14 protein-coding genes, 1 tRNA gene and 2 pseudogenes are annotated in these 17,875 nt (G+C 62.7%); 12 read left to right on the plus strand and 5 right to left on the minus strand.

Annotated elements, in window-relative coordinates; genetic code table 11:
* Positions 1-250: 250 nt before the first annotated feature.
* Positions 251-1,663, minus strand: coding sequence for an FAD-linked oxidase C-terminal domain-containing protein (locus EOB36_RS17665; RefSeq protein WP_126105921.1), 1,413 nt, complete (start codon positions 1,661-1,663; stop codon positions 251-253).
* A 106-nt stretch (positions 1,664-1,769) separates the two neighbouring features.
* Between EOB36_RS17665 and EOB36_RS17670 the strand changes: the two genes are divergently transcribed.
* From EOB36_RS17670 to EOB36_RS17695, 5 genes are all read left to right on the plus strand, one after another.
* A complete protein-coding gene (locus EOB36_RS17670) occupies positions 1,770-2,255 on the plus strand; it encodes a thioesterase family protein (RefSeq protein ID WP_128285348.1) in 486 nt (161 codons plus the stop codon).
* Between the two features lie 254 nt (positions 2,256-2,509).
* Complete coding sequence (locus tag EOB36_RS17675) at positions 2,510-2,707, plus strand: hypothetical protein (protein WP_008876617.1); 198 nt, start codon at positions 2,510-2,512, stop codon at positions 2,705-2,707.
* A gap of 1,428 nt (positions 2,708-4,135) precedes the next feature.
* Positions 4,136-4,408 carry a hypothetical protein gene (locus EOB36_RS17685; protein ID WP_128285350.1) on the plus strand — a complete coding sequence of 91 codons (273 nt, stop codon included), beginning with the start codon at positions 4,136-4,138 and terminating at the stop codon, positions 4,406-4,408.
* A 137-nt stretch (positions 4,409-4,545) separates the two neighbouring features.
* Positions 4,546-5,235: a hypothetical protein gene (locus EOB36_RS17690; protein ID WP_128285351.1), complete on the plus strand. Its 690-nt coding sequence runs from the start codon at positions 4,546-4,548 to the stop codon at positions 5,233-5,235.
* A gap of 123 nt (positions 5,236-5,358) precedes the next feature.
* Positions 5,359-5,443: transfer RNA gene (locus tag EOB36_RS17695), tRNA-Ile, on the plus strand.
* On the opposite strand, the gene EOB36_RS35975 is transcribed toward EOB36_RS17695, so the two are convergent.
* The gene (locus EOB36_RS35975; protein ID WP_128285352.1) at positions 5,439-5,633 is read right to left on the minus strand and encodes a hypothetical protein; all 195 of its coding nucleotides are present in this window, start codon (positions 5,631-5,633) and stop codon (positions 5,439-5,441) included. The genes EOB36_RS17695 and EOB36_RS35975 overlap by 5 nt on opposite strands.
* 252 nt (positions 5,634-5,885) lie before the next feature.
* Positions 5,886-6,365, minus strand: coding sequence for an Lrp/AsnC family transcriptional regulator (locus tag EOB36_RS17705; RefSeq protein ID WP_128285353.1), 480 nt, complete (start codon positions 6,363-6,365; stop codon positions 5,886-5,888).
* An 88-nt stretch (positions 6,366-6,453) separates the two neighbouring features.
* On the opposite strand from EOB36_RS17705, the gene EOB36_RS17710 reads away from it, so the two are divergent.
* Positions 6,454-7,359, plus strand: coding sequence for a DMT family transporter (locus EOB36_RS17710; RefSeq protein WP_128285354.1), 906 nt, complete (start codon positions 6,454-6,456; stop codon positions 7,357-7,359).
* On the opposite strand, the gene EOB36_RS17715 is transcribed toward EOB36_RS17710, so the two are convergent.
* A complete protein-coding gene (locus tag EOB36_RS17715) occupies positions 7,360-8,265 on the minus strand; it encodes a dienelactone hydrolase family protein (protein ID WP_128285355.1) in 906 nt (301 codons plus the stop codon).
* 211 nt (positions 8,266-8,476) lie between these two features.
* On the opposite strand from EOB36_RS17715, the gene EOB36_RS17720 reads away from it, so the two are divergent.
* The 3 genes from EOB36_RS17720 to EOB36_RS17730 are packed head-to-tail and all read left to right on the plus strand — an operon-like array spanning position 8,477 to position 10,955.
* A complete protein-coding gene (locus tag EOB36_RS17720; RefSeq protein ID WP_128285356.1) occupies positions 8,477-9,850 on the plus strand; it encodes a cytochrome P450 in 1,374 nt (457 codons plus the stop codon).
* Between the two features lie 10 nt (positions 9,851-9,860).
* The gene (locus EOB36_RS17725; RefSeq protein ID WP_128285357.1) at positions 9,861-10,655 is read left to right on the plus strand and encodes a class I SAM-dependent methyltransferase; all 795 of its coding nucleotides are present in this window, start codon (positions 9,861-9,863) and stop codon (positions 10,653-10,655) included.
* Positions 10,656-10,703: 48 nt separating this feature from the next.
* Positions 10,704-10,955, plus strand: a complete 252-nt coding sequence (locus tag EOB36_RS17730) for a hypothetical protein (RefSeq protein WP_101954435.1) — start codon at positions 10,704-10,706, stop codon at positions 10,953-10,955.
* A gap of 9 nt (positions 10,956-10,964) precedes the next feature.
* On the opposite strand, the gene EOB36_RS17735 is transcribed toward EOB36_RS17730, so the two are convergent.
* The gene (locus EOB36_RS17735) at positions 10,965-13,277 is read right to left on the minus strand and encodes a glucose/quinate/shikimate family membrane-bound PQQ-dependent dehydrogenase (RefSeq protein WP_127292411.1); all 2,313 of its coding nucleotides are present in this window, start codon (positions 13,275-13,277) and stop codon (positions 10,965-10,967) included.
* 253 nt (positions 13,278-13,530) lie between these two features.
* Between EOB36_RS17735 and EOB36_RS17740 the strand changes: the two genes are divergently transcribed.
* The 3 genes and pseudogenes from EOB36_RS17740 to EOB36_RS35210 form a co-directional block, all read left to right on the plus strand.
* The gene (locus tag EOB36_RS17740) at positions 13,531-16,221 is read left to right on the plus strand and encodes a UvrD-helicase domain-containing protein (RefSeq protein ID WP_128285358.1); all 2,691 of its coding nucleotides are present in this window, start codon (positions 13,531-13,533) and stop codon (positions 16,219-16,221) included.
* 192 nt (positions 16,222-16,413) lie between these two features.
* Positions 16,414-17,091, plus strand: a pseudogene (locus EOB36_RS17745) (MATE family efflux transporter); the annotation flags it as partial.
* 357 nt (positions 17,092-17,448) lie between these two features.
* A pseudogene (locus EOB36_RS35210) lies at positions 17,449-17,874 on the plus strand (MATE family efflux transporter); the annotation flags it as partial.
* Between the last annotated feature and the right edge of the window lies 1 nt (position 17,875).

Here is a 17,875-nt window from a genome sequence, read left to right on the forward strand (position 1 = left end):
TGTCGCCCCGCTCCCGCAACAGCTTGACCAGGCCGCCAAGCTCGGCGTCGGCAAGGCCCTGCACCGCCGGATGGTGCGATTTCTCGACGAGAGCATGTTCGTCGGCACTTAGCGCCCGAGCCTCTTCCTTGCGTGAAATCGCCATGACACCATTCCTCCGTCTGTGACGCCTGCCTCAAAACCTCATGTCCTTGGAGCCTCGGTCCAAATGGTGGTGCGGTCAAGCCGAGCACCATTTGATCTTCGTCCACTATGCGGCCGGCAGTATCTTCCCAGGGTTCATGATATTCAGCGGGTCGAGCGCTTGCTTGATCGTGCGCATGATGTCGACGCTGTGGCCGAGCTCATGGCGCAGGAAGCCGACCTTGCCCTGTCCGATGCCGTGCTCGCCGGTGCAGGTTCCATCCATGCCTATCGCCCGCATGTTCAGCCGCGCGACAAACTCTTCCGTCGCCGCGATTTCCTTCGGATCGTCCGCGTCCATCAGCACCAGCACATGGAAATTGCCGTCACCGGCATGGCCGACGATCGGCGCGATCAGTCCCATTTCGGCAATGTCGGCCTCGGTTTGCGTGACGCATTCGGCAAAGCGCGAGATCGGCACGCAGACGTCGGTCGACAGCCCCTTGGCGCCCGGCCGCAGCGTCAGCGACGACCAATAGGCGTCGTGCCTGGCCTTCCACAGCTTCGTTCGCTCCTCGGCGACACTGGTCCACAGGAATGGTCCGCCGCCATATTCTTCGGCGATCATGCCGAAGGTCTCGGCCTGCTCGGCAACGCCGGCGTCGCTGCCATGGAACTCGACGAACAGGCACGGGCTTTCGGGATAGTCGAGTTTCGAATAGCTCTTCATCGCCCGCATCTGCAGCGCGTTGACCAGTTCGATGCGCGCCACCGGAATGCCCATCTGGATCGTCGCGATCACAGCGTTGCAGGCCGCCTCGACGCTGGGAAACGGGCAGACGCCGCCGGAAATCGCCTGCGGAATGCCCTGCAGCTTCAGGGTCAGCTGGGTGATGATGCCGAGCGTGCCTTCCGAGCCGATCAGGAGCCGCGTCAAATCGTAACCGGCCGAACTCTTTTTTGCGCGCTTGCCGGTCGTCACCGTCTCGCCGTCGGCCATCACCGCCGTCAGCGACAACACATTCTCGCGCATCGTGCCGTAGCGCACCGCATTGGTGCCCGACGCCCGCGTCGCCGCCATGCCGCCGAGCGACGCATTCGCGCCCGGATCGATCGGGAAGAACAGGCCGGTGTCGCGCAGGTGCCGGTTGAGATCCTCGCGCGTCACGCCGGGCTCGACCGTGCAGTCGAGATCCTGCGGGTTGACCGCGAGGATGCGGTTCATCCGCGACGTGTCCAGCGAGATGCCGCCGCCCGGCGCGTTGGTGTGGCCCTCCAGCGAGGAGCCGACGCCGAAGGCGATCACCGGCACGCGGTGCGCTGCGCAGGCGCGCACGATCTCCTGCACCTCCGCCGTCGTCTCCGGAAACGCCACGCCATCCGGCGCCTGCGTCGGGATATAGGTGGTGGTGTGTGCGTGCTGGGCGCGAATCGCCTCGCCGGTCTGGAACCGCTCGCCGAGCCGCTGCTTGAGGATGCCAAGCACGGCGGCAATCCCTTCTTCGTTGCGCTCGACCGGATTGAGGTCGCTCAAAGCCATCGATTCCTCCGCGAATGAACCAGCATGCACGCTTGTCATGCATTTAATGATCATGCCTAGTCTCACCAACCACACCCTGTCCAGCGCCAGAACAAGGAAGTCTTCGATGCCGATCCCTGCCCCTTTCGTTTCCCGCCCCATGGACATCGAGAAGGACTGGATCGACTACAACGGCCATCTCAACATGGCCTATTATAACGTGCTGTTCGACCGTTGCTCGGACGACGCCTTCGAGATGATGGGGATGGGGCCGAACTACGCCAAGGACCGCCGCCTCACCATCTACACGGCGGAAGTCCATGTCTGCTACGTGCAGGAGCTGCACTTGGAGCACAAGGTCACCGTCTCCTTCCAGCTCATCGACCACGACGACAAGCGGCTCAGGGTCTACCAGGAGATCCGCCATGTCGACGGCTGGCTCGCCGCCACTTCCGAATCGCTGTCGCTGCATGTCGACATGTCCGGGCCGAAAGTGGCGCCCTTCCCGGCCGATGTGCTGGCCAGGATCGAGGCCATGCGCGCCGCCCATGCCGCGCTGCCGATGCCGGAGCGCGCCGGCCGTTCGATCGGCATTAAGGCGCGCCGTGCCTGAAGAGGCACTTGCAGCGCCTGCCTTAAGTCATTGTTTTCATTAACACCGTTACCTCAAAGCCACTACGCCCCACTAAGCAACTGGCATTAGCCCGCAAGATGGCTTGAACCACGACCCGGCCGCCGTTAACCTTACCGAGGTTTTAACGTGAACAAGCCGAATTGAGGCGTTGAACGACTCAGCGCGGCGGTTGAAAACCGTCCCTATCGAGTTGCGATACGGGCGGCGGGGCGGAAGCGGTTCGGGGAACGTGCATGAAAACCGACATCAAGGTCGAGGCGGACAGGCTGGCGGCCGATCCACGCATCAGCGACTATGATTTCTGGCGCTCGCTGAAGAATCTCAACAACGAGATCTTCCACATCGCCAACAACAACGAGCCGATCCCCTTCGCCATGATCCGCTGGCGCGCCATCCTGAAGCAGGCCCGCTCGAAGCGCGGGCATGCCTAGCGCCGCGGTAGTGGATTAGCTCCAAGCTCGCGCTGCCCCTCATCAGCTTGCCGGTATCTTTTCCCATCACGGCGGCGCGTTCCCGCGACGTTACAGCGTCGGTGAATTGCATGGTAGGATGCCCAGAAGCGGGGGGATGGGACGATGGCGATTTCGCAGAGAACCAGAGTGCTCGTGCTAAACAGGGACGGACACCGGTGCAGGTTCTGCGGAGCAACTGCTGATCAGGAACGCCTTGAAGTTGACCACGTGCACCCCCGGTCACAGGGCGGTACGGATGCTCTGGAAAACCTGGCTACCCTCTGTCGCCCCTGCAACTCCGGGAAAAGTGACTTATGGCTTGGCAATTACATGGCGACGAATCTGTCTAGAGGCGCGCGGCCCCGTGCCCAAGCCTCCCCGATCGCGCCGTCGTTGACGTATCAGTTGAATGCTCTCGACCAAATCATCGGCCGTCTAGAGCAGGCCCAGGTCCCGTCGGTTTCAGCAGCCGAACTCCAGCACGTATTGGACGGACCCAATAGAGACGGAGTGAACCCCATATTCGAACCCCTGGCATTGTCTCGGCTGACCGAAGGAATGCGGCATTGGCTAGTTGCTGGCCGCTTGGTTTATGAGAGCCAGACCGAATGTTTCGTTGTGGCCGGGGTCAGCCCTCAATGACTTCTTCCGAATCCTATTTCACTTCCTTAACAGTTCGGGACCCAGCACGATCTGCCGCGACGGTACAGCGTCGGTGAATAGCATGGTTTACCTTCCCGAGTGCCTTCCGTGACTTTGATCATCACCTGCGCCACGCGATTCTTCTCCGTCTGCGTCAGCGATCGACTGACGACTGTGGACGAACGAACGCACGACGCCTTAGCGAATAAGGTCATAGTATCCCGATTGGATGGTGCCCTGCTCACACTCGGCTATACCGGTGTGGCCTACATTGACAATTTACCGACAGACGAGTGGCTGGTTAGGGCGGTCGTGCCCGATCTTCGCGAAAGCGCAGCTTGGAGTTCTGGGTACGCAACAATCCCGCGCACCGTCGGAGGCTTTGTAAGCAGGATTGTAGGAGCGGTAGACAATCGGGCACGCTCGAAACGTGACCTGTGGGCAAATCCGTTGACGATAGGAATTTCTGGCTGCCAGGACTCGCCAATCGGTCTCCGACCCTACCACCTCACCACGAAAAAGCGGCAGGGGGCTCGGCTAGAGTTCAACCTTGTTACCCGGCACCCGCATCAGGGGTTGGATGTAGCTGCGATCTGGATTTCAGGAGGGTGGGGTCCGGCGCGGCCTGAAGTTTTCAGCACAATGATGATCCGACTGGGCGAATTTCTGCCATCGACCCCTGGGGCCGCTCTGGAGTGGCGCACGATTCTCCAAGATGCCGTCAAGGCAGTCGCTGCGACCACCCGAAGAGTAGGCGCTGAGACAATGTCTGTCGTGCATCTGCCCTACGAGAAACGAACGGAAATCACTTTCTCAGGAGAGGAGCCTCATGCGCTTCCGCTGGTGATTACAGAATTCTTTCCGAGTTCTTTTGCTCACTACTCCCCTTGGATACTTGGTCATAACACCGTGATGGCACCTTCTGTTTTTGCCGGGAGCCAAATTTTGGAGCTCGCCGGACATCAGTTTCACATCAAGGGAGGAGATAACCCGAATGGGTTCTACTTTGGAACTCAAGATCGAGCACCCAATGCCTAGTACTCGGTAGCGTGAGACTCCTCGTTGACTTCCTCGAACACTTCCGGCCCGACGATCTTGCAGCGGCGGTCGCAGCGTCGGTGAACTGCATGGTAAGGTCCATTCGGACGGGCGAGAATAAGTTGGAGGCTTAATCGATGACGGAACCGAATTTCGGTCCAGCACACCTTTCCTTCATACAAACGCAGATTAGCCGGCCCTTGACGGTATTCGTCCCACCGCTTCATCGACACATGGCGAAGCAATACGTGGATATGTTCTGGGACAACGCGTCGCTGCGGTTATCGACCTTTGATGCCTTTCGGCAGCACAAGAGCGAAGGTCAAGGGGACCCTTTGGAGGGTCACGCTAGCTATATGGTAAATGACCAGACACAGGACCGTCATTTCGGCACATCGACAATCGTCGGTGCCAACGCCTACGTCCTTAGCTTCACCTCAAGGACAACTCTTTCAAAAGAATTCGGAGATGACTTTTTCGAGGTCGTCGAGCCCGTTGTATTTAGCGCAGAAGTGGCAAACATGATCCCAGGATGCACGAGCGTAATGATCGGCTCGTGCATCTACGTGGATGCCAAGTTGCTCATCAAGATCGGACCGGCCCCTGCGATTAATGACTTGTTGGTTGGCGACGGATCAACGGCCGTGAGCCTAGACAAACTGCTAGCTCAAGGCGCAGCAATCCAAGGCCCGCGGCAATATTTCCTGAAAGACCGACGCTACGAGTCTCAGTCGGAGTTCAGAATGGTTTGGGAGACGAACGCTCCAGTTAGCGCGCCGCTGATCGTTACACTTCCGGCCTTGCGCCAATATTGTCGCAGGGCTTAGGCTTCTTTCACTTCCTCGAAAATCTCGGGTCCGAGCACGACCTACCGTGACGGTTACACGCGTGAATTGCATGGATTCCCCGACGTGCGATACAGATCGTCCGCCGCGGTAACGCTGCGGAATGGAAGGTTGGCCGAGTGGCTGATGGCACCTGACTGATACTCAGGCAGACGGAAACGTCTCGCGGGTTCGAATCCCGCACCTTATTCGACAGCGCCGCTCCGGTTTTTCCGTTGAGCGGCGCTGTTCATTTGTGCAGCCGCCGCCAGCTCTTCCTCGTCCGGATCCTGCTCGCTGAGCTTGCCGTATTCGTCGATGGCCGCTTCCAAGCCGGGGAGTGAGCCATCCTCGACGCAGGCGTTAACCAATGCATCTGACAGAGCATCGACCGGGATCAAAGGCTGTTGGCCACTCCCTCCCGCTATCGCCCTAGCCGCACCGGTTTTCACCTTGAAGACGTCGGCCTTTTCCTCCCCGACATGCCCAGAGAGGCGCCCCATTCGTAATAGATCGACGGATCACCCTTGCCGGTGCCGGAACGATCGTCGCCTCGCCGAGGCGACGAAGCTGAGGCACCAAGGATGAAGGCCGACGCGACCTTCAAGTTAGCAGACCAACCTAACCAGGAACGATCGCGTGGGCCTTCAACATCAAGCCGGACGTTTGAGCGCGCCCAGCGGTGAACGCGCCACCATTGGTGACGACTGGATGATCGCGGTGTTGGTCATCGCAAACGGAATGATGCGGTCGATCACCCGTTCGAGCTCGGCCACCGAGCCGACATGCGCCAGCGCGATGAAACAGTCCTCGCCGGTCACCCGGTCGCACTGCGCGATTTCCGGCAAATCGCGGATGATCTCGGCCACCACAGCCAATTGCCCCGGCACCGGCCTGATCCGCAGCCATGCCGACAACTTCATGCCGAGCGCGGCCGGATTGATCCGCACCGTATAGGCCTCGATCACGCCGCTCTCCTGCAGCCGCCGGATGCGTTCGGCCACGCTCGGTGCCGACAGGCCGACCGAGCGCGCCAGTTCAGCGGTGCTGGTGCGCGCATCCTTTTCCAGCAGGCGCAGGATTTTCAGATCAGCCGCATCCAGATCAATGTTTTCATTTCGAAGGCGTTTCAACCAAACTCCTTTATTTCGGAAAACTAATTATCTATTTTTGTGATCACTATCCATATAAACTGGAAAGATTGCCTGCGATGATGATCGCATGGGAGATCGAAGGCAAGCTCCCGCAGCAAGCCCTGCCCTCGCCGGCCCTGTCTTTGGCAAGCTGGCGACCTCGCTGCCGCCGCATGTCTGGTTCGGTGTCAGCGCCGTGTTCCATTATCTCGGGCCGGCGTTCGCCGTGCTGCTTTTCCCGCATGTCGGCGTGCTCGGCATGGCGTGGCTGCGCATCGTCACGGCCGCCCTGGTCTTCGCGCCGCTGACCCGGCCCTGGACGGTCTTTGCCCGCGCCGACCGGCCGACACGACTGCTGCTTCTTGCTTTTGGTGCCTGCCTCGGCGTGATGAATTGCTCCTTCTACCTGGCGCTCGACCGCTTGCCGATCTCGCTGGTCGCGGCGATCGAATTCGTCGGCACCATCGGCGTCGCGCTGGTCGGCCTCAGAAGCCCGCGCAATCTCACTGCCCTTGCTGTCGCCGTCATCGGCACCTTGCTGCTGATCGATGTCAAATGGTCAAGCGACCCGATCGGTCTGTTCTGGGCCTTCCTCAACGGCGCGCTGTTCGTTGGCTATATCGTGCTTGGCCATCGCGTCGCCCGCGCCGGCGCCGGCGACGGCATCGCCGGCCTGGGTGCCGCGATGGCGGTCGCCCTGCCCATCGTGCTGCCGATCGGCTTCAGCGATGCGCTGCCGGCTTTCTCGGCGCCGCCGCTGCTCATCGCCGCCATCGGCGTCGGCATCTGCTCGTCGGTCATCCCCTATATCTGCGACCAGCTTGCCATGTCGCGGCTGCCGCGCTCGAGCTTCGCGCTGATGCTGTCATTGTTGCCGGTCACCGCCACGCTGATCGGCGTCATTGTGCTCCGCCAGATACCCAGCCCCACCGATTGCCTCGGCATCGCGCTGGTGGTGGCCGGCGTCGCTTTCCACAAACCGGCAAATGTCTGATCAGGCCAGCTTTTCCCTGAGGAAGGTGCTCGTCCGGCCCCAGGCGAGGTCCGCTGTGTTCTTGTCGTAGCGGGCCGCTGATGTGTCGTTGTTGAAGGCATGATTGGCGCCTTCATAGACATAGACCGTGTGCTCGACCTTGGCTGCATCGAGTTCCTTCTTGAAGGCGTCGATACCGGCATTGATGCGGGTGTCGAGCCCGGCATAATGCAGCAGCAGCGCTGCCTTGATCTTCGGCACATCCTCGGCCTTCGGCTGCATGCCGTAATAGGCGACAGCGGCAGCCAAATCCGGCGTGTTGGCAGCCAGTGTGTTCACCGTGCCGCCGCCCCAGCAGAAGCCGACCGCGCCGACCTTGCCGTTGCCATCCGCGTAGCTCTTGAGGAAAGCGACCGTTGCGACCGCATTGGCGGTGGTCTGCGCCGGATCGAGCTTGGAAAACTGGTCACGCGCCTTGTCTTCGTCGGCCGGCGTGCCGCTGAGCGGCGACAGGAAGTCCGGGGCGAGCGCCACGAACCCTTCCAGCGCCACGCGCCGCGCCACATCGCGTATATGCGGGTTGAGCCCTCTGTTCTCATGCACGACGATGACGGTGCCGAGCTTGCCGGATTGGCCGGCTGGCTTGACCAGATAGCCCTTCATCTCGCCACCGCTGCCGGGATAGCTGATGTCCTCGCCCGTCACGCGTGAATCGTCCTCGGCAACGATCGCCGCCCGGGCTGAATTCGCCGCCAGCAGTGGTGCGATTGCGGCGGCCGCCGCACCTGATCCGGCAAGCCTGGTCAACTGTTCCATGAAGCGCCGCCGGTCGAGCGTCAGATGCGTGTATTCATCATAGGCGTCGATCATCGCCTGGGTAATGGCGGGTCTCGTGACGGCTGGGCTGGCAGGGCTCGGTTTCGTCATGGCGCGCTCTCCTCGGCTTCTGGAAATACTCCCGCCGCGCAACATAGGGTAGAAGCCGGCATGATCCAGTCACGGATGAGTGAGGTCCCAGCACGCAGCGCGCTCCACAATGTCGGTCGGCCTGCATTAGCTATGGACCGCCGGAGCGTTTTCCTTAGGATGCCCAAGGGGACATCCGTAAGCTTGCGGCTATGTCGAGCTTGGGTGGGGCATGCTGGCATACAAAGTGGGGAAATGGCGCACGCTCGGGCTGATGGCCCGTTTCGCGGCCGAACCGCTGACGGCAGCGCGTAACGCGCATCGCGCCTTCGGCCTCTTCATCCGCGCTGACTACCCGCACTCGACCGCGGCAAAGCCGCGCCGCGTCTTCATGATCGCCGATGCCGAACTCTACAAGACCATGCTGTCTGATACCGAGACTTGGCGCAACGTCCAGATCAGTGCGACCAGCAAGAGGTCGGGCGCCTCACAACGCCTGTCCTACGGCATGACGAGACTGCGCGGCGAACGTCATGAGCACTATCGCAAACTTTTCGCACCGCCGCTGAAGCGACCAGCCGTCATGGCGATGAGCCCTGAGATGGCGCGGATCGCCGCTGAACAGGTCGCGAGTTGGCCGCTCGGCGCCGCCTTTCCGCTGACAGAGGCCGCAAAGACGATGGCCAAGCATTTGGCGATCGGCCTTCTCTTCGGCGACGACCACCGGCGCGCCATGCCGATCGCCGAGATGATTGCGCGGGCGATGCAGGCGAGCTGGATCGTCCCCACCCCCGCTTTCTTCCGCTGGCTCCGCGAGGCCGAGGGTCAGGAACGCGCCATCCTTTCCTGGGCGGAGGAAAAGCGCGGCAACAAGGACGCGCAGGACATCCTGTCGATCCTCGTCAACAACACCGACGAGGTGGGCAAGCCACCCTCGGTCGAACTGATCGGCGGCATCGTCAGCTTCGTCTTCGGCGCTGCCTATGACACCTGCCAGAACGCGCTGGCCTGGACCGTGATCCTGCTCACCCAGCATCCGGACGCCATGGCAGGACTGGTCGCGGAGATCGACGCGGCAACCGGCGGCAGGCCTGCTACAATGAACCGGATCGGCACGCTGCCGCTGCTCGACGCAACGATCAGGGAAGCGATGCGGCTTTTCCCGCCGGTGCCCTTGCAGATGCGCAGGGCGACCAGGACGACGATACTGGGCGCAGAGCCGATTACCCGCGGCGATCTGGTTTTGATCAGCGCCATGACGATCAACCGCGATCCATCGCTCTATCCCGATCCCGACAGCTTTCGGCCGGACCGCTGGGCCACAATCCGGCCATCGCCGTTCCAGTACACGGTATTCGGCGCAGGCGGCCACATGTGCCCCGGCGTCACGTTCGGCCTGCAGATGATGAAGATCGCGTTGGCCACCATCCTGTCGAAGCGCTCGGTGGAGTTGTCGCCGGCAGCGCGGATCGCCTACCGCACCAGAGTAACCCTGGCGCCGATCGGCAAGGTCGAGGTGATCATGCGCCAGCGCGGCGAGGCTGCCCGTTCGGGCCGGGCGACCGGCCGGTTCCGCGAGCTCGTCGTGATCCCGGCACTGACATAGGAAACTGCCAATGGTCGCGCAGCAGAAAATGATCCGCATCTACGACCGGGTCATGAAGAGCAGCAAGCAGCGCCGCTACTACGGCGGTAGCGGATTCTACAATTTCGGCTACTGGGCGACGGGCGCCACGTCGCAGCGCGAAGCCAGCGAAGCGCTTGTCGACACGTTGCTGGCGCGGCTGCCGAAGAAGGACGGCCGCATCCTCGACGTCGCCTGCGGGCTCGGCGCATCGACGAAACGGTTGCTGCTGTCCTATCCGCCGGAGGCCGTCACCGCCATCAACATCTCCGCCGCCCAGGTTGCGACGGCGCGCCAGAACGCTCCCGGTGCAACGGTGCTGCAGATGGATGCCGTCAAGCTCGCCTTCGCCGACGAGAGTTTCGACGCGATCATCTGCGTCGAGGCGGCCCTCCATTTCGATACGCGTGCGGCTTTCGTCGCGGAAGCCTTCCGGGTGCTCAAGCCCGGCGGCGTGCTGGTGCTGTCCGACATCCTGTTTCGGGGTTTCACCTCTGCAATCTCTGATCGCCTTGGCGTGCCGAAGGCCAATCTGGTCTCCGACATTGCTTCCTACCGAGTGCTGTTCGGCGTGGCCGGCTTTCAGGACGTCAAGGTAGAAGACGCCACCGACAATTGCCTTGGCGGCTTCCGCCGCAACCTCGTCGCGTGGCCGGCATCGGAACGGGCGAAAGGCACCATGAGCCTGAAGTCCAGCCTCGGCACCGCCATCGTCTGCCGGCTCATCGCTGGTTATTTCGGCGCTGTCGCCAAGGCCTATCTGCTGGTCTCCGCGCGAAAGCCGTAACGCGATCGCGCCACGCCGTCATCACGTTTTTGTAATTGATGGCAAATCTTGACGTTCCTGCCACAATATAAAGGAAAGCTGCTGGTGGTGACCTCGCCCACGCTGGCTGGCTCTGACAAGAAGGAACAAACGCGCATGACCTTCCCCACCCCGATCCTCGTAAGCGCATTCGTGCTTGCCGGCGCTGCCCTACTGACGCTCCGGTCCGCAGCCTTCGCTGCCACCAGGCGATCGATGGTCAAGGTCCGCAGCAACCGGCGCCGGCCTGCAAGCAGCGTGAAAAGCAATCCTGGCCTCTGAAAGAACTCTCTACTTCGGCAGCGTGTAGGCCATCACATAATCCCCCGGCTTGGTGCCGACCGAGCCATGGCCGCCGGCGACGATGACCACGAATTGGCGTCCATCGGCGACCGTGTAGGTCATCGGCGTCGACTGCCCGCCGGCCGGCAGCCGGGTCTGCCAGAGCTGCCTGCCGGTCGTCAGATCATAGGCGCGGAAGAAGTCGTCGACCGCAGCACCAAGGAAGGCGACGCCGCCGGCGGTGATCATCGGCCCACCGATGCCCGGCACGCCGACCTTGAACGGCAGCGGCAGCGGCGTCATGTCGTAGACGGTGCCGTTGCGATGCTTGTAGACGATCTTGCCGGTCCTGAGATCGGCGCCCGCGACATAGCCCCAGGGCGGTGCCTGGCAGGGGATGCCGAGCGGCGACAGAAACGGCTTCAATATCACTGCATAAGGCGCACCTTCATTGCGGTTGAGGCCCTGTTCGCTGCCTTTGGTATCGCCCGGCGGCGGCACGTCCGCGCGCGGCACCAGCTTGGAGATGAACGCCAGGTATGTCGGCATGCCGAACATCACCTGCCGGACCGGATCGACCGCCACGCCGCCCCAGTTGAACGTGCCGAAATTGCCGGGATAGATCAGCGAGCCTTGCAGCGACGGCGGCGTGTAGCGGCCCTCGTAGCGCAGTTTAAGGAACTCGATCCGGCAAGCCAGCTGGTCGAACATGGTGATGCCCCACATGTCGGCGCCGGTCAGCGGCTTCGGATTGAAGCTCAGGTCCGAAACCGGCTGCGTCGGCGAGGTGTGGTCGCCCTCGATCGCGCCGCCCGGCGCCGGCACTTCGTTGATCGGGACGATCGGCTCGCCGCTGCGCCGGTCGAGCACATAGAGGTCGCCCTGTTTGGTCGGCCCGACCAGCGCCGGCACGACGCCGGCAGCCGTGGTGATGTCGACCAGCGTCGGCTGCGCCGGCACGTCCATGTCCCAGAGATCGTGATGCACGGTCTGCCGCACCCACCGCAATTGTCCGGTGTTGAGATCGAGCGCTGTGACCGAAGAGGAGAATTTCTCGTCATTGGCGCTCCGCCCGGCGCCGAGCTGATCCGGCGTCTTGTTGCCGAGCGGCACATAGAGCAAACCGAGCTTCTCGTCGGCGCTCGCCGTCGACCACATGTTGGGCGAGTTGTTGGTATAGGTCTGACCCGGTGCCAGTGGCGTCGTCTGGTCCGGATTGCCCGAATCCCAGTTCCAAATCAGGGCGCCGGTGTCGACGTCGAAGGCACGGATGACGCCGGACGGCTCCTGCGTTGAATAATTGTCGTTGACCGCGCCGCCGACGATGATCTTGTTGGCGACGATCAGCGGCGCCGACGTCGAATAATAATAGCCCGGCTTCGGATATGGCATGTTGGCGAGCAGGTTCAACGTGCCGCCTTCGGCAAATGTGGGACAGACCTGGCCATTCGCGGCGTCGAGCGCGATCAGCCGGGCGTCGGATGTCGGCAGATAGACGCGTGCTGCACAGGGCTGGCCGGCGGCGATTTTGGCATCGGCATAATAGGACACGCCGCGGCACGTCTGGTGCTGGCGGTCCTTGTCCAGCTTGACCTGGGGATCGAAGCGCCATTTCTCCTTGCCGCTCGCGGCATCTATGGCAATGGCGAAATTGTGCGGTGTGCAAATGTAGAGCGTGTCGGCGACCTTCAGCGGCGTCACCTGATAGGTTGTCTCAGTGACGTCGTCGGGCCCTTTCACGTCACCGGTGCGATAGGTCCAGGCCGGCTGCAAATTGGCAACGTTTTCGACGGTGATCTGGTCGAGAGGCGAATAGCGCTGGCCATACTGGGTGCGGCCGTAAAAATGCCATTCGCCGGCTGGCACGTTGCCGCCGAGGTCGGCCGTTGGCGTCACCTCATCGGTATTGAGTTCGCCGGCGATATCCTTTGGATCGGTTGTCATCGAATAGCCGGCGACGGCAAGCGACGCCAGCACCGCGAGGATCAGCGGCGCGCGTCCATCGGGACCGGTGAGCCCGCGCCGCGCCCACGGCGTCAATAGCCACAACGCGATAAGCACGATGATGCCGCCGCGCGGACCGAGTTCCCACCAGTCGAAGCCGATTTCCCAGACCGCCCAGCAGAGCGTGCCGATGACGATCGCCGCGTACAGCCACAGCGCCATGGATTTGCGCCTGTAGAGCAGCCAGCCAGCGACGAGGAAGGCGATGCCAGCAATGATGTAGTACCAACTGCCGCCCAGCGAAGCTAACCAGATGCCGCCGCCACCAAGCGCCAGGCCGATGAGGAAAAGGATGAGGGAGGTAACGACGACAGCCAAGACGATGCTCCTTCGACTGGTGCGCGCTTCGCAACGCGTCTATGGGCAACCCGGCATTGCGTTCCTGCCCCGAGCACAACTTTCTCCGGCCCGCCGTGGCTGTCAAGCAAGCTCCGCGTTTTAGGCGTGGACCCACAGCAAGCTCGACGTTTTGGGTCGCGGACCCATCCAGATTGTGGTTCTACGGACTGGATAGAGAACAAAACGGAGACACTTCTGGCCTTTCGCTGCCGAATCACTACATTCGGGGGAGATGTCCGGCTTTTCGGAAGATATGCCTTTTTTTGACGAACCGAACGCGCGGCCCGTGGCCCCGTCGGGCATTGCTGCGCGCGCCATGGCTGCCCGCAGCGGCCACAACAATGCGCCCGATTATCTGAACGGGCTCAACCCCGAGCAGCGGCTGGCGGTGGAAACCACCGAAGGCCCGGTTCTGGTGCTGGCCGGCGCCGGCACCGGCAAGACGCGCGTCTTGACCACCCGCATCGCCCACATCCTCGCCACCGGTAAGGCCTTCCCGTCGCAGATCCTCGCCGTCACCTTCACCAACAAGGCCGCGCGCGAAATGAAGCAGCGCATCGGCCTCTTGATCGGCGAAGGCAATGTGGAAGGCATGCCGTGGCTCGGCACCTTCCACTCGATTGGCGTGAAGCTGCTTCGCAGACACGCCGAGCTTGCCGAGCTCAAATCCGACTTTACCATCCTCGACACCGACGATGTCGTGCGCCTGATCAAGCAGCTCATCCAGGCCGAAGGGCTGGACGACAAGCGCTGGCCGGCCAAGCAGTTCGCCCAGATGATCGATGGCTGGAAGAACAAGGGCCTTGGCCCTGCCGACATTCCCGAGGGCGACGCCCGCGCCTTCGCCAACGGCAAGGGCCGAGAGCTCTACAAGGCCTATCAGGAGCGGCTGAAGACGCTGAACGCCTGCGACTTCGGCGACCTCCTGTGCCATCCGATCCGCATCTTCCGCGCCAACCCGGACGTGCTGAAGGAATACCACAAGCGTTTTCGCTACATCCTCGTCGACGAGTATCAGGACACCAACACCGCGCAATACATGTGGCTGCGCCTGCTGGCGCAGCGGCCACAATCCTCCCCCCTTGAGGGGGAGGTGCCCGCGAAGCGGGCGGAGGGGGTTGCCGCAGAAGGCACCGCCAGAGCGTCGAGCACTGCCGCACGGACCCCACCCGGCCGGGCTTTGCCCGGCCACCCTCCCCTCAAGGGGGAGGGAAACCCGCGCCCGGCCACGGTTAATATCTGCTGCGTCGGCGACGACGATCAATCCATCTATGGCTGGCGCGGGGCAGAGGTCGACAACATCCTGCGCTTCGACAAGGACTTCCCCGGCGCTACGATCATCCGGCTGGAGCGCAACTATCGCTCCACCGCGCACATCCTCGGCACCGCCTCCCACCTCATCGCCCACAATGAAGGCCGCTTCGGCAAGACGCTGTTCACCGAAAAGGTCGCAGAGGACGACGAAAAGGTGCACGTCCATGCCGCCTGGGATTCCGAGGAGGAGGCCCGCGCCGTCGGCGAAACCATCGAAGCCTACCAGCGGCAGAAGCACAATCTCAACGACATGGCCATTCTTGTCCGAGCGTCCTTCCAGATGCGCGAGTTCGAGGATCGTTTCGTCACGCTCGGCCTCAACTACCGCGTCATCGGCGGCCCGCGCTTCTACGAGCGCCTTGAAATCCGCGATGCGCTGGCCTTCTTCCGCGTCGTCGCCCAAGGCGCCGACGACCTCGCCTTCGAGCGCATCGTCAACGTGCCGAAGCGCGGGTTGGGCGAAGCCACCATCCGCCAGATCCACGATACCGCCAGGGCGCTGCGCATCCCGATGCTGGAGGCCGCCGCCAAGCTCGCCGAAAGCGACGAGCTGAAGCCGAAGCCGCGCGCCGCACTGCGCGAGGTATCAGCCAATTTCGAGCGCTGGCAGAAGGCGCTGGAAACCACGCCGCACACCGAACTGGCCGAGACCATACTGGAGGAGAGCGGCTATACCGATATGTGGAAGAACGACCGCTCGGTGGAAGCTCCCGGCCGGCTGGAAAACCTGAAAGAACTGATCCGCTCCATGGAGGAGTACGAGTCGCTGCGCTCCTTCCTCGAACATGTAGCACTGGTGATGGACGCCGAGCAGAACGCCGAGCTCGACGCCGTCAACATCATGACGCTGCATTCGGCCAAGGGCCTCGAATTCGAGACCGTTTTTCTCCCTGGCTGGGAGGAAGGCCTGTTCCCGCACCAGCGCGCGCTCGACGAGGGCGGCCGCTCGGGGCTCGAGGAAGAGCGCCGCCTGGCCTATGTCGGCCTGACCCGCGCCAAGAAAAACCTGCATTTGTGGTTTGTCTCCAACCGCCGCATCCACGGCCTGTGGCAATCGACGATCCCATCGCGCTTTCTCGATGAATTACCGGAAGCCCATGTCGAAGTCGCAGAGAGTGGCAACAGCTACGGCGGGTACGGCAATTCCTATGGCGGCGGCTCGTTCGCGTCGGGCCGAGGCGGCCAAGGGGCCGGAAGGCAGAATCCCTATGGCGCTTCGCGCTTCGACAATGTTGGCGCAGAAAAATCCGGCGCCTTCTCCAACACCTATGCGACGCCGGGCTGGCAGCGCGCGCAACAGAACCGCACTGAGGCAACCGACCGCAACTGGGGCTCGCACTCCGGCCATCAGGTCGAGCGCATCGGCTATGGCGAGACCGACTCGGGCTATGGTGCCGGCCGCACCAGCGTAAAAGGCCGGACCATCGACGGCGAGCTGGTCGCCAAATCCGTCGCTGACACGCCCTCCGCTTTCAGTGTCGGCGACCGCGTCTTCCACCAGAAATTCGGCAACGGCAACATTTCGGCCATCGACGGCAACAAGCTGACCATCGACTTCGACAAGGCCGGCCAGAAACGCGTTCTGGACGGGTTTGTCGCCGGAGTGTGAGAGACAGCAAAATCAATAAAAAGAGCTGGATCAGACGCACGCCGACCCTCGCCGCGACATAACTGTTCCAGGCAGGCGGGAGTCCTGGGCACCTCCCAGCCTGGGAAAAGATGCATGTGGAACAACCCTGCGATATCATCGCGGGCCTGATTCATATGGTCTTTTGCCGAGCTGCCCGCCATGGACGAGAAGATGCCCGCGCGCCGGCAGACCGGCGACCTCACCAGTGGCCCCATCCCGCGCACGCTTTTGCTGTTCGCCCTGCCAGTGCTCGGTTCCAACGTGCTGCAGTCGCTCAATGGGTCGGTCAACGCCGTCTGGGTCGGCCGCTTCCTCGGCGAATCGGCGCTGACGGCCACGTCCAACGCCAATCTCGTGCTGTTTCTCATCCTCGGCACCGTTTTCGGCATCGGCATGGCGGCGACCATCCTGATCGCGCAATCGGTCGGCGCCCGTGACCTGCCCGAGGCCCGGCGCATCGTCGGCACCAGTGCCACCTTCTTCTTCGCCGTCTCGGTGGTGCTTGCGGTCTGCGGCTGGATCTGGGTCGACGCCATCCTCAATGCGCTGGGCACGCCGGCCGATGCGCTGCCGCTGGCCCGCTCCTATCTGCGCATCATCTTCGTAGCCGTGCCGATGATGAACCTGCTCTCCTTCGTCATGACGGTGCTGCGCGGCGCCGGCGATTCGCGCACGCCCTTCATCTTCATGGCGCTTGCGGTCGTGCTCGACATCATCTTGAACCCGCTGCTCATCCGCGGCATCGGCCCGTTCCCCGAACTCGGTATCGCCGGATCGGCCACCTCGACGCTGATCGGCCAGACGGTGAGCGTCATCGCCATCCTGGTCGTGCTCTATGCGCGCAAGCACCCGCTGCGACTGGCCGGCGCCAACCTCGCTCTGCTGCGGCCGGACTCGAAATTGCTTCGCATCGTCGTCTTCAAGGGCGTGCCGATGGGCCTGCAGATGATCGTGATCTCGGCAGCGGCGCTAACGGTGATGGGCATCGTCAATTCCTACGGCTCGCAGGTCGCCGCCGCCTACGGCATCGCCGCGCAGCTCTGGACTACATCCAGATGCCGGCGCTGGCGATCGGCGCCGCGGTCTCCTCGATGGCCGCGCAGAATGTCGGCGCCGGACGCTGGGACCGCATCGGCCGCATCGCCATATCAGGCGTTGCCTTCAATCTCGTCCTGACCGGCGCGCTGGTCGCTCTGCTTTTCGTTTTTCGACCGCCCGATGCTCGGCCTCTTCCTCAGCAGCGACAGTGCCGCGATCGACATCGCCACCCATATCAACAAGGTCGCGTCCTGGTCCTTCATCCTGTTCGGCGTCACCATCGTGCTCTTCGCCACGGTGCGCGCCACCGGCGCGGTGATGCCGCCTCTGATCATTCTGGTGATCTCGGTGCTTCTGGTGCGTACCAGCTTCGCCTATTTCTTCCGAAGCGTGATCGGCGAGGAAGCGCTGTGGTGGAGCTTTCCGGTCGGCTCGATCGCCTCGCTCGCGCTGGCGGCGGCCTACTACCGCTTCGGCCGCTGGCGCACTATGCACATGATCGAGGACAGGCCGGCCGCCGGCGAGCCGCCGGACACCGGCCTCGGCGTGCCGCGCCAGCGCGCGCATCTTTCGCCCGAGACGCCGAACGGCTGAA

The organism is Mesorhizobium sp. M6A.T.Cr.TU.017.01.1.1, assembly GCF_004023115.1.
GTDB classification, from domain to species: domain Bacteria; phylum Pseudomonadota; class Alphaproteobacteria; order Rhizobiales; family Rhizobiaceae; genus Mesorhizobium; species Mesorhizobium mediterraneum.

What these genes read in the sequence shown, in the direction of transcription:
- EOB36_RS17740 (WP_128285358.1), top strand. Translation starts at nt 13,531, where the DNA reads ATGTCCGGCTTTTCGGAAGATATGCCTTTTTTTGACGAACCGAACGCG.
- EOB36_RS17690 (WP_128285351.1), top strand. Translation starts at nt 4,546, where the DNA reads ATGACGGAACCGAATTTCGGTCCAGCACACCTTTCCTTCATACAAACG.
- EOB36_RS17725 (WP_128285357.1), top strand. Translation starts at nt 9,861, where the DNA reads ATGGTCGCGCAGCAGAAAATGATCCGCATCTACGACCGGGTCATGAAG.
- EOB36_RS17670 (WP_128285348.1), top strand. Translation starts at nt 1,770, where the DNA reads ATGCCGATCCCTGCCCCTTTCGTTTCCCGCCCCATGGACATCGAGAAG.
- EOB36_RS17665 (WP_126105921.1), bottom strand. Translation starts at nt 1,663, where the DNA reads ATGGCTTTGAGCGACCTCAATCCGGTCGAGCGCAACGAAGAAGGGATT.
- EOB36_RS17710 (WP_128285354.1), top strand. Translation starts at nt 6,454, where the DNA reads ATGGGAGATCGAAGGCAAGCTCCCGCAGCAAGCCCTGCCCTCGCCGGC.
- EOB36_RS17685 (WP_128285350.1), top strand. Translation starts at nt 4,136, where the DNA reads ATGTCTGTCGTGCATCTGCCCTACGAGAAACGAACGGAAATCACTTTC.
- EOB36_RS17675 (WP_008876617.1), top strand. Translation starts at nt 2,510, where the DNA reads ATGAAAACCGACATCAAGGTCGAGGCGGACAGGCTGGCGGCCGATCCA.
- EOB36_RS17720 (WP_128285356.1), top strand. Translation starts at nt 8,477, where the DNA reads ATGCTGGCATACAAAGTGGGGAAATGGCGCACGCTCGGGCTGATGGCC.
- EOB36_RS17715 (WP_128285355.1), bottom strand. Translation starts at nt 8,265, where the DNA reads ATGACGAAACCGAGCCCTGCCAGCCCAGCCGTCACGAGACCCGCCATT.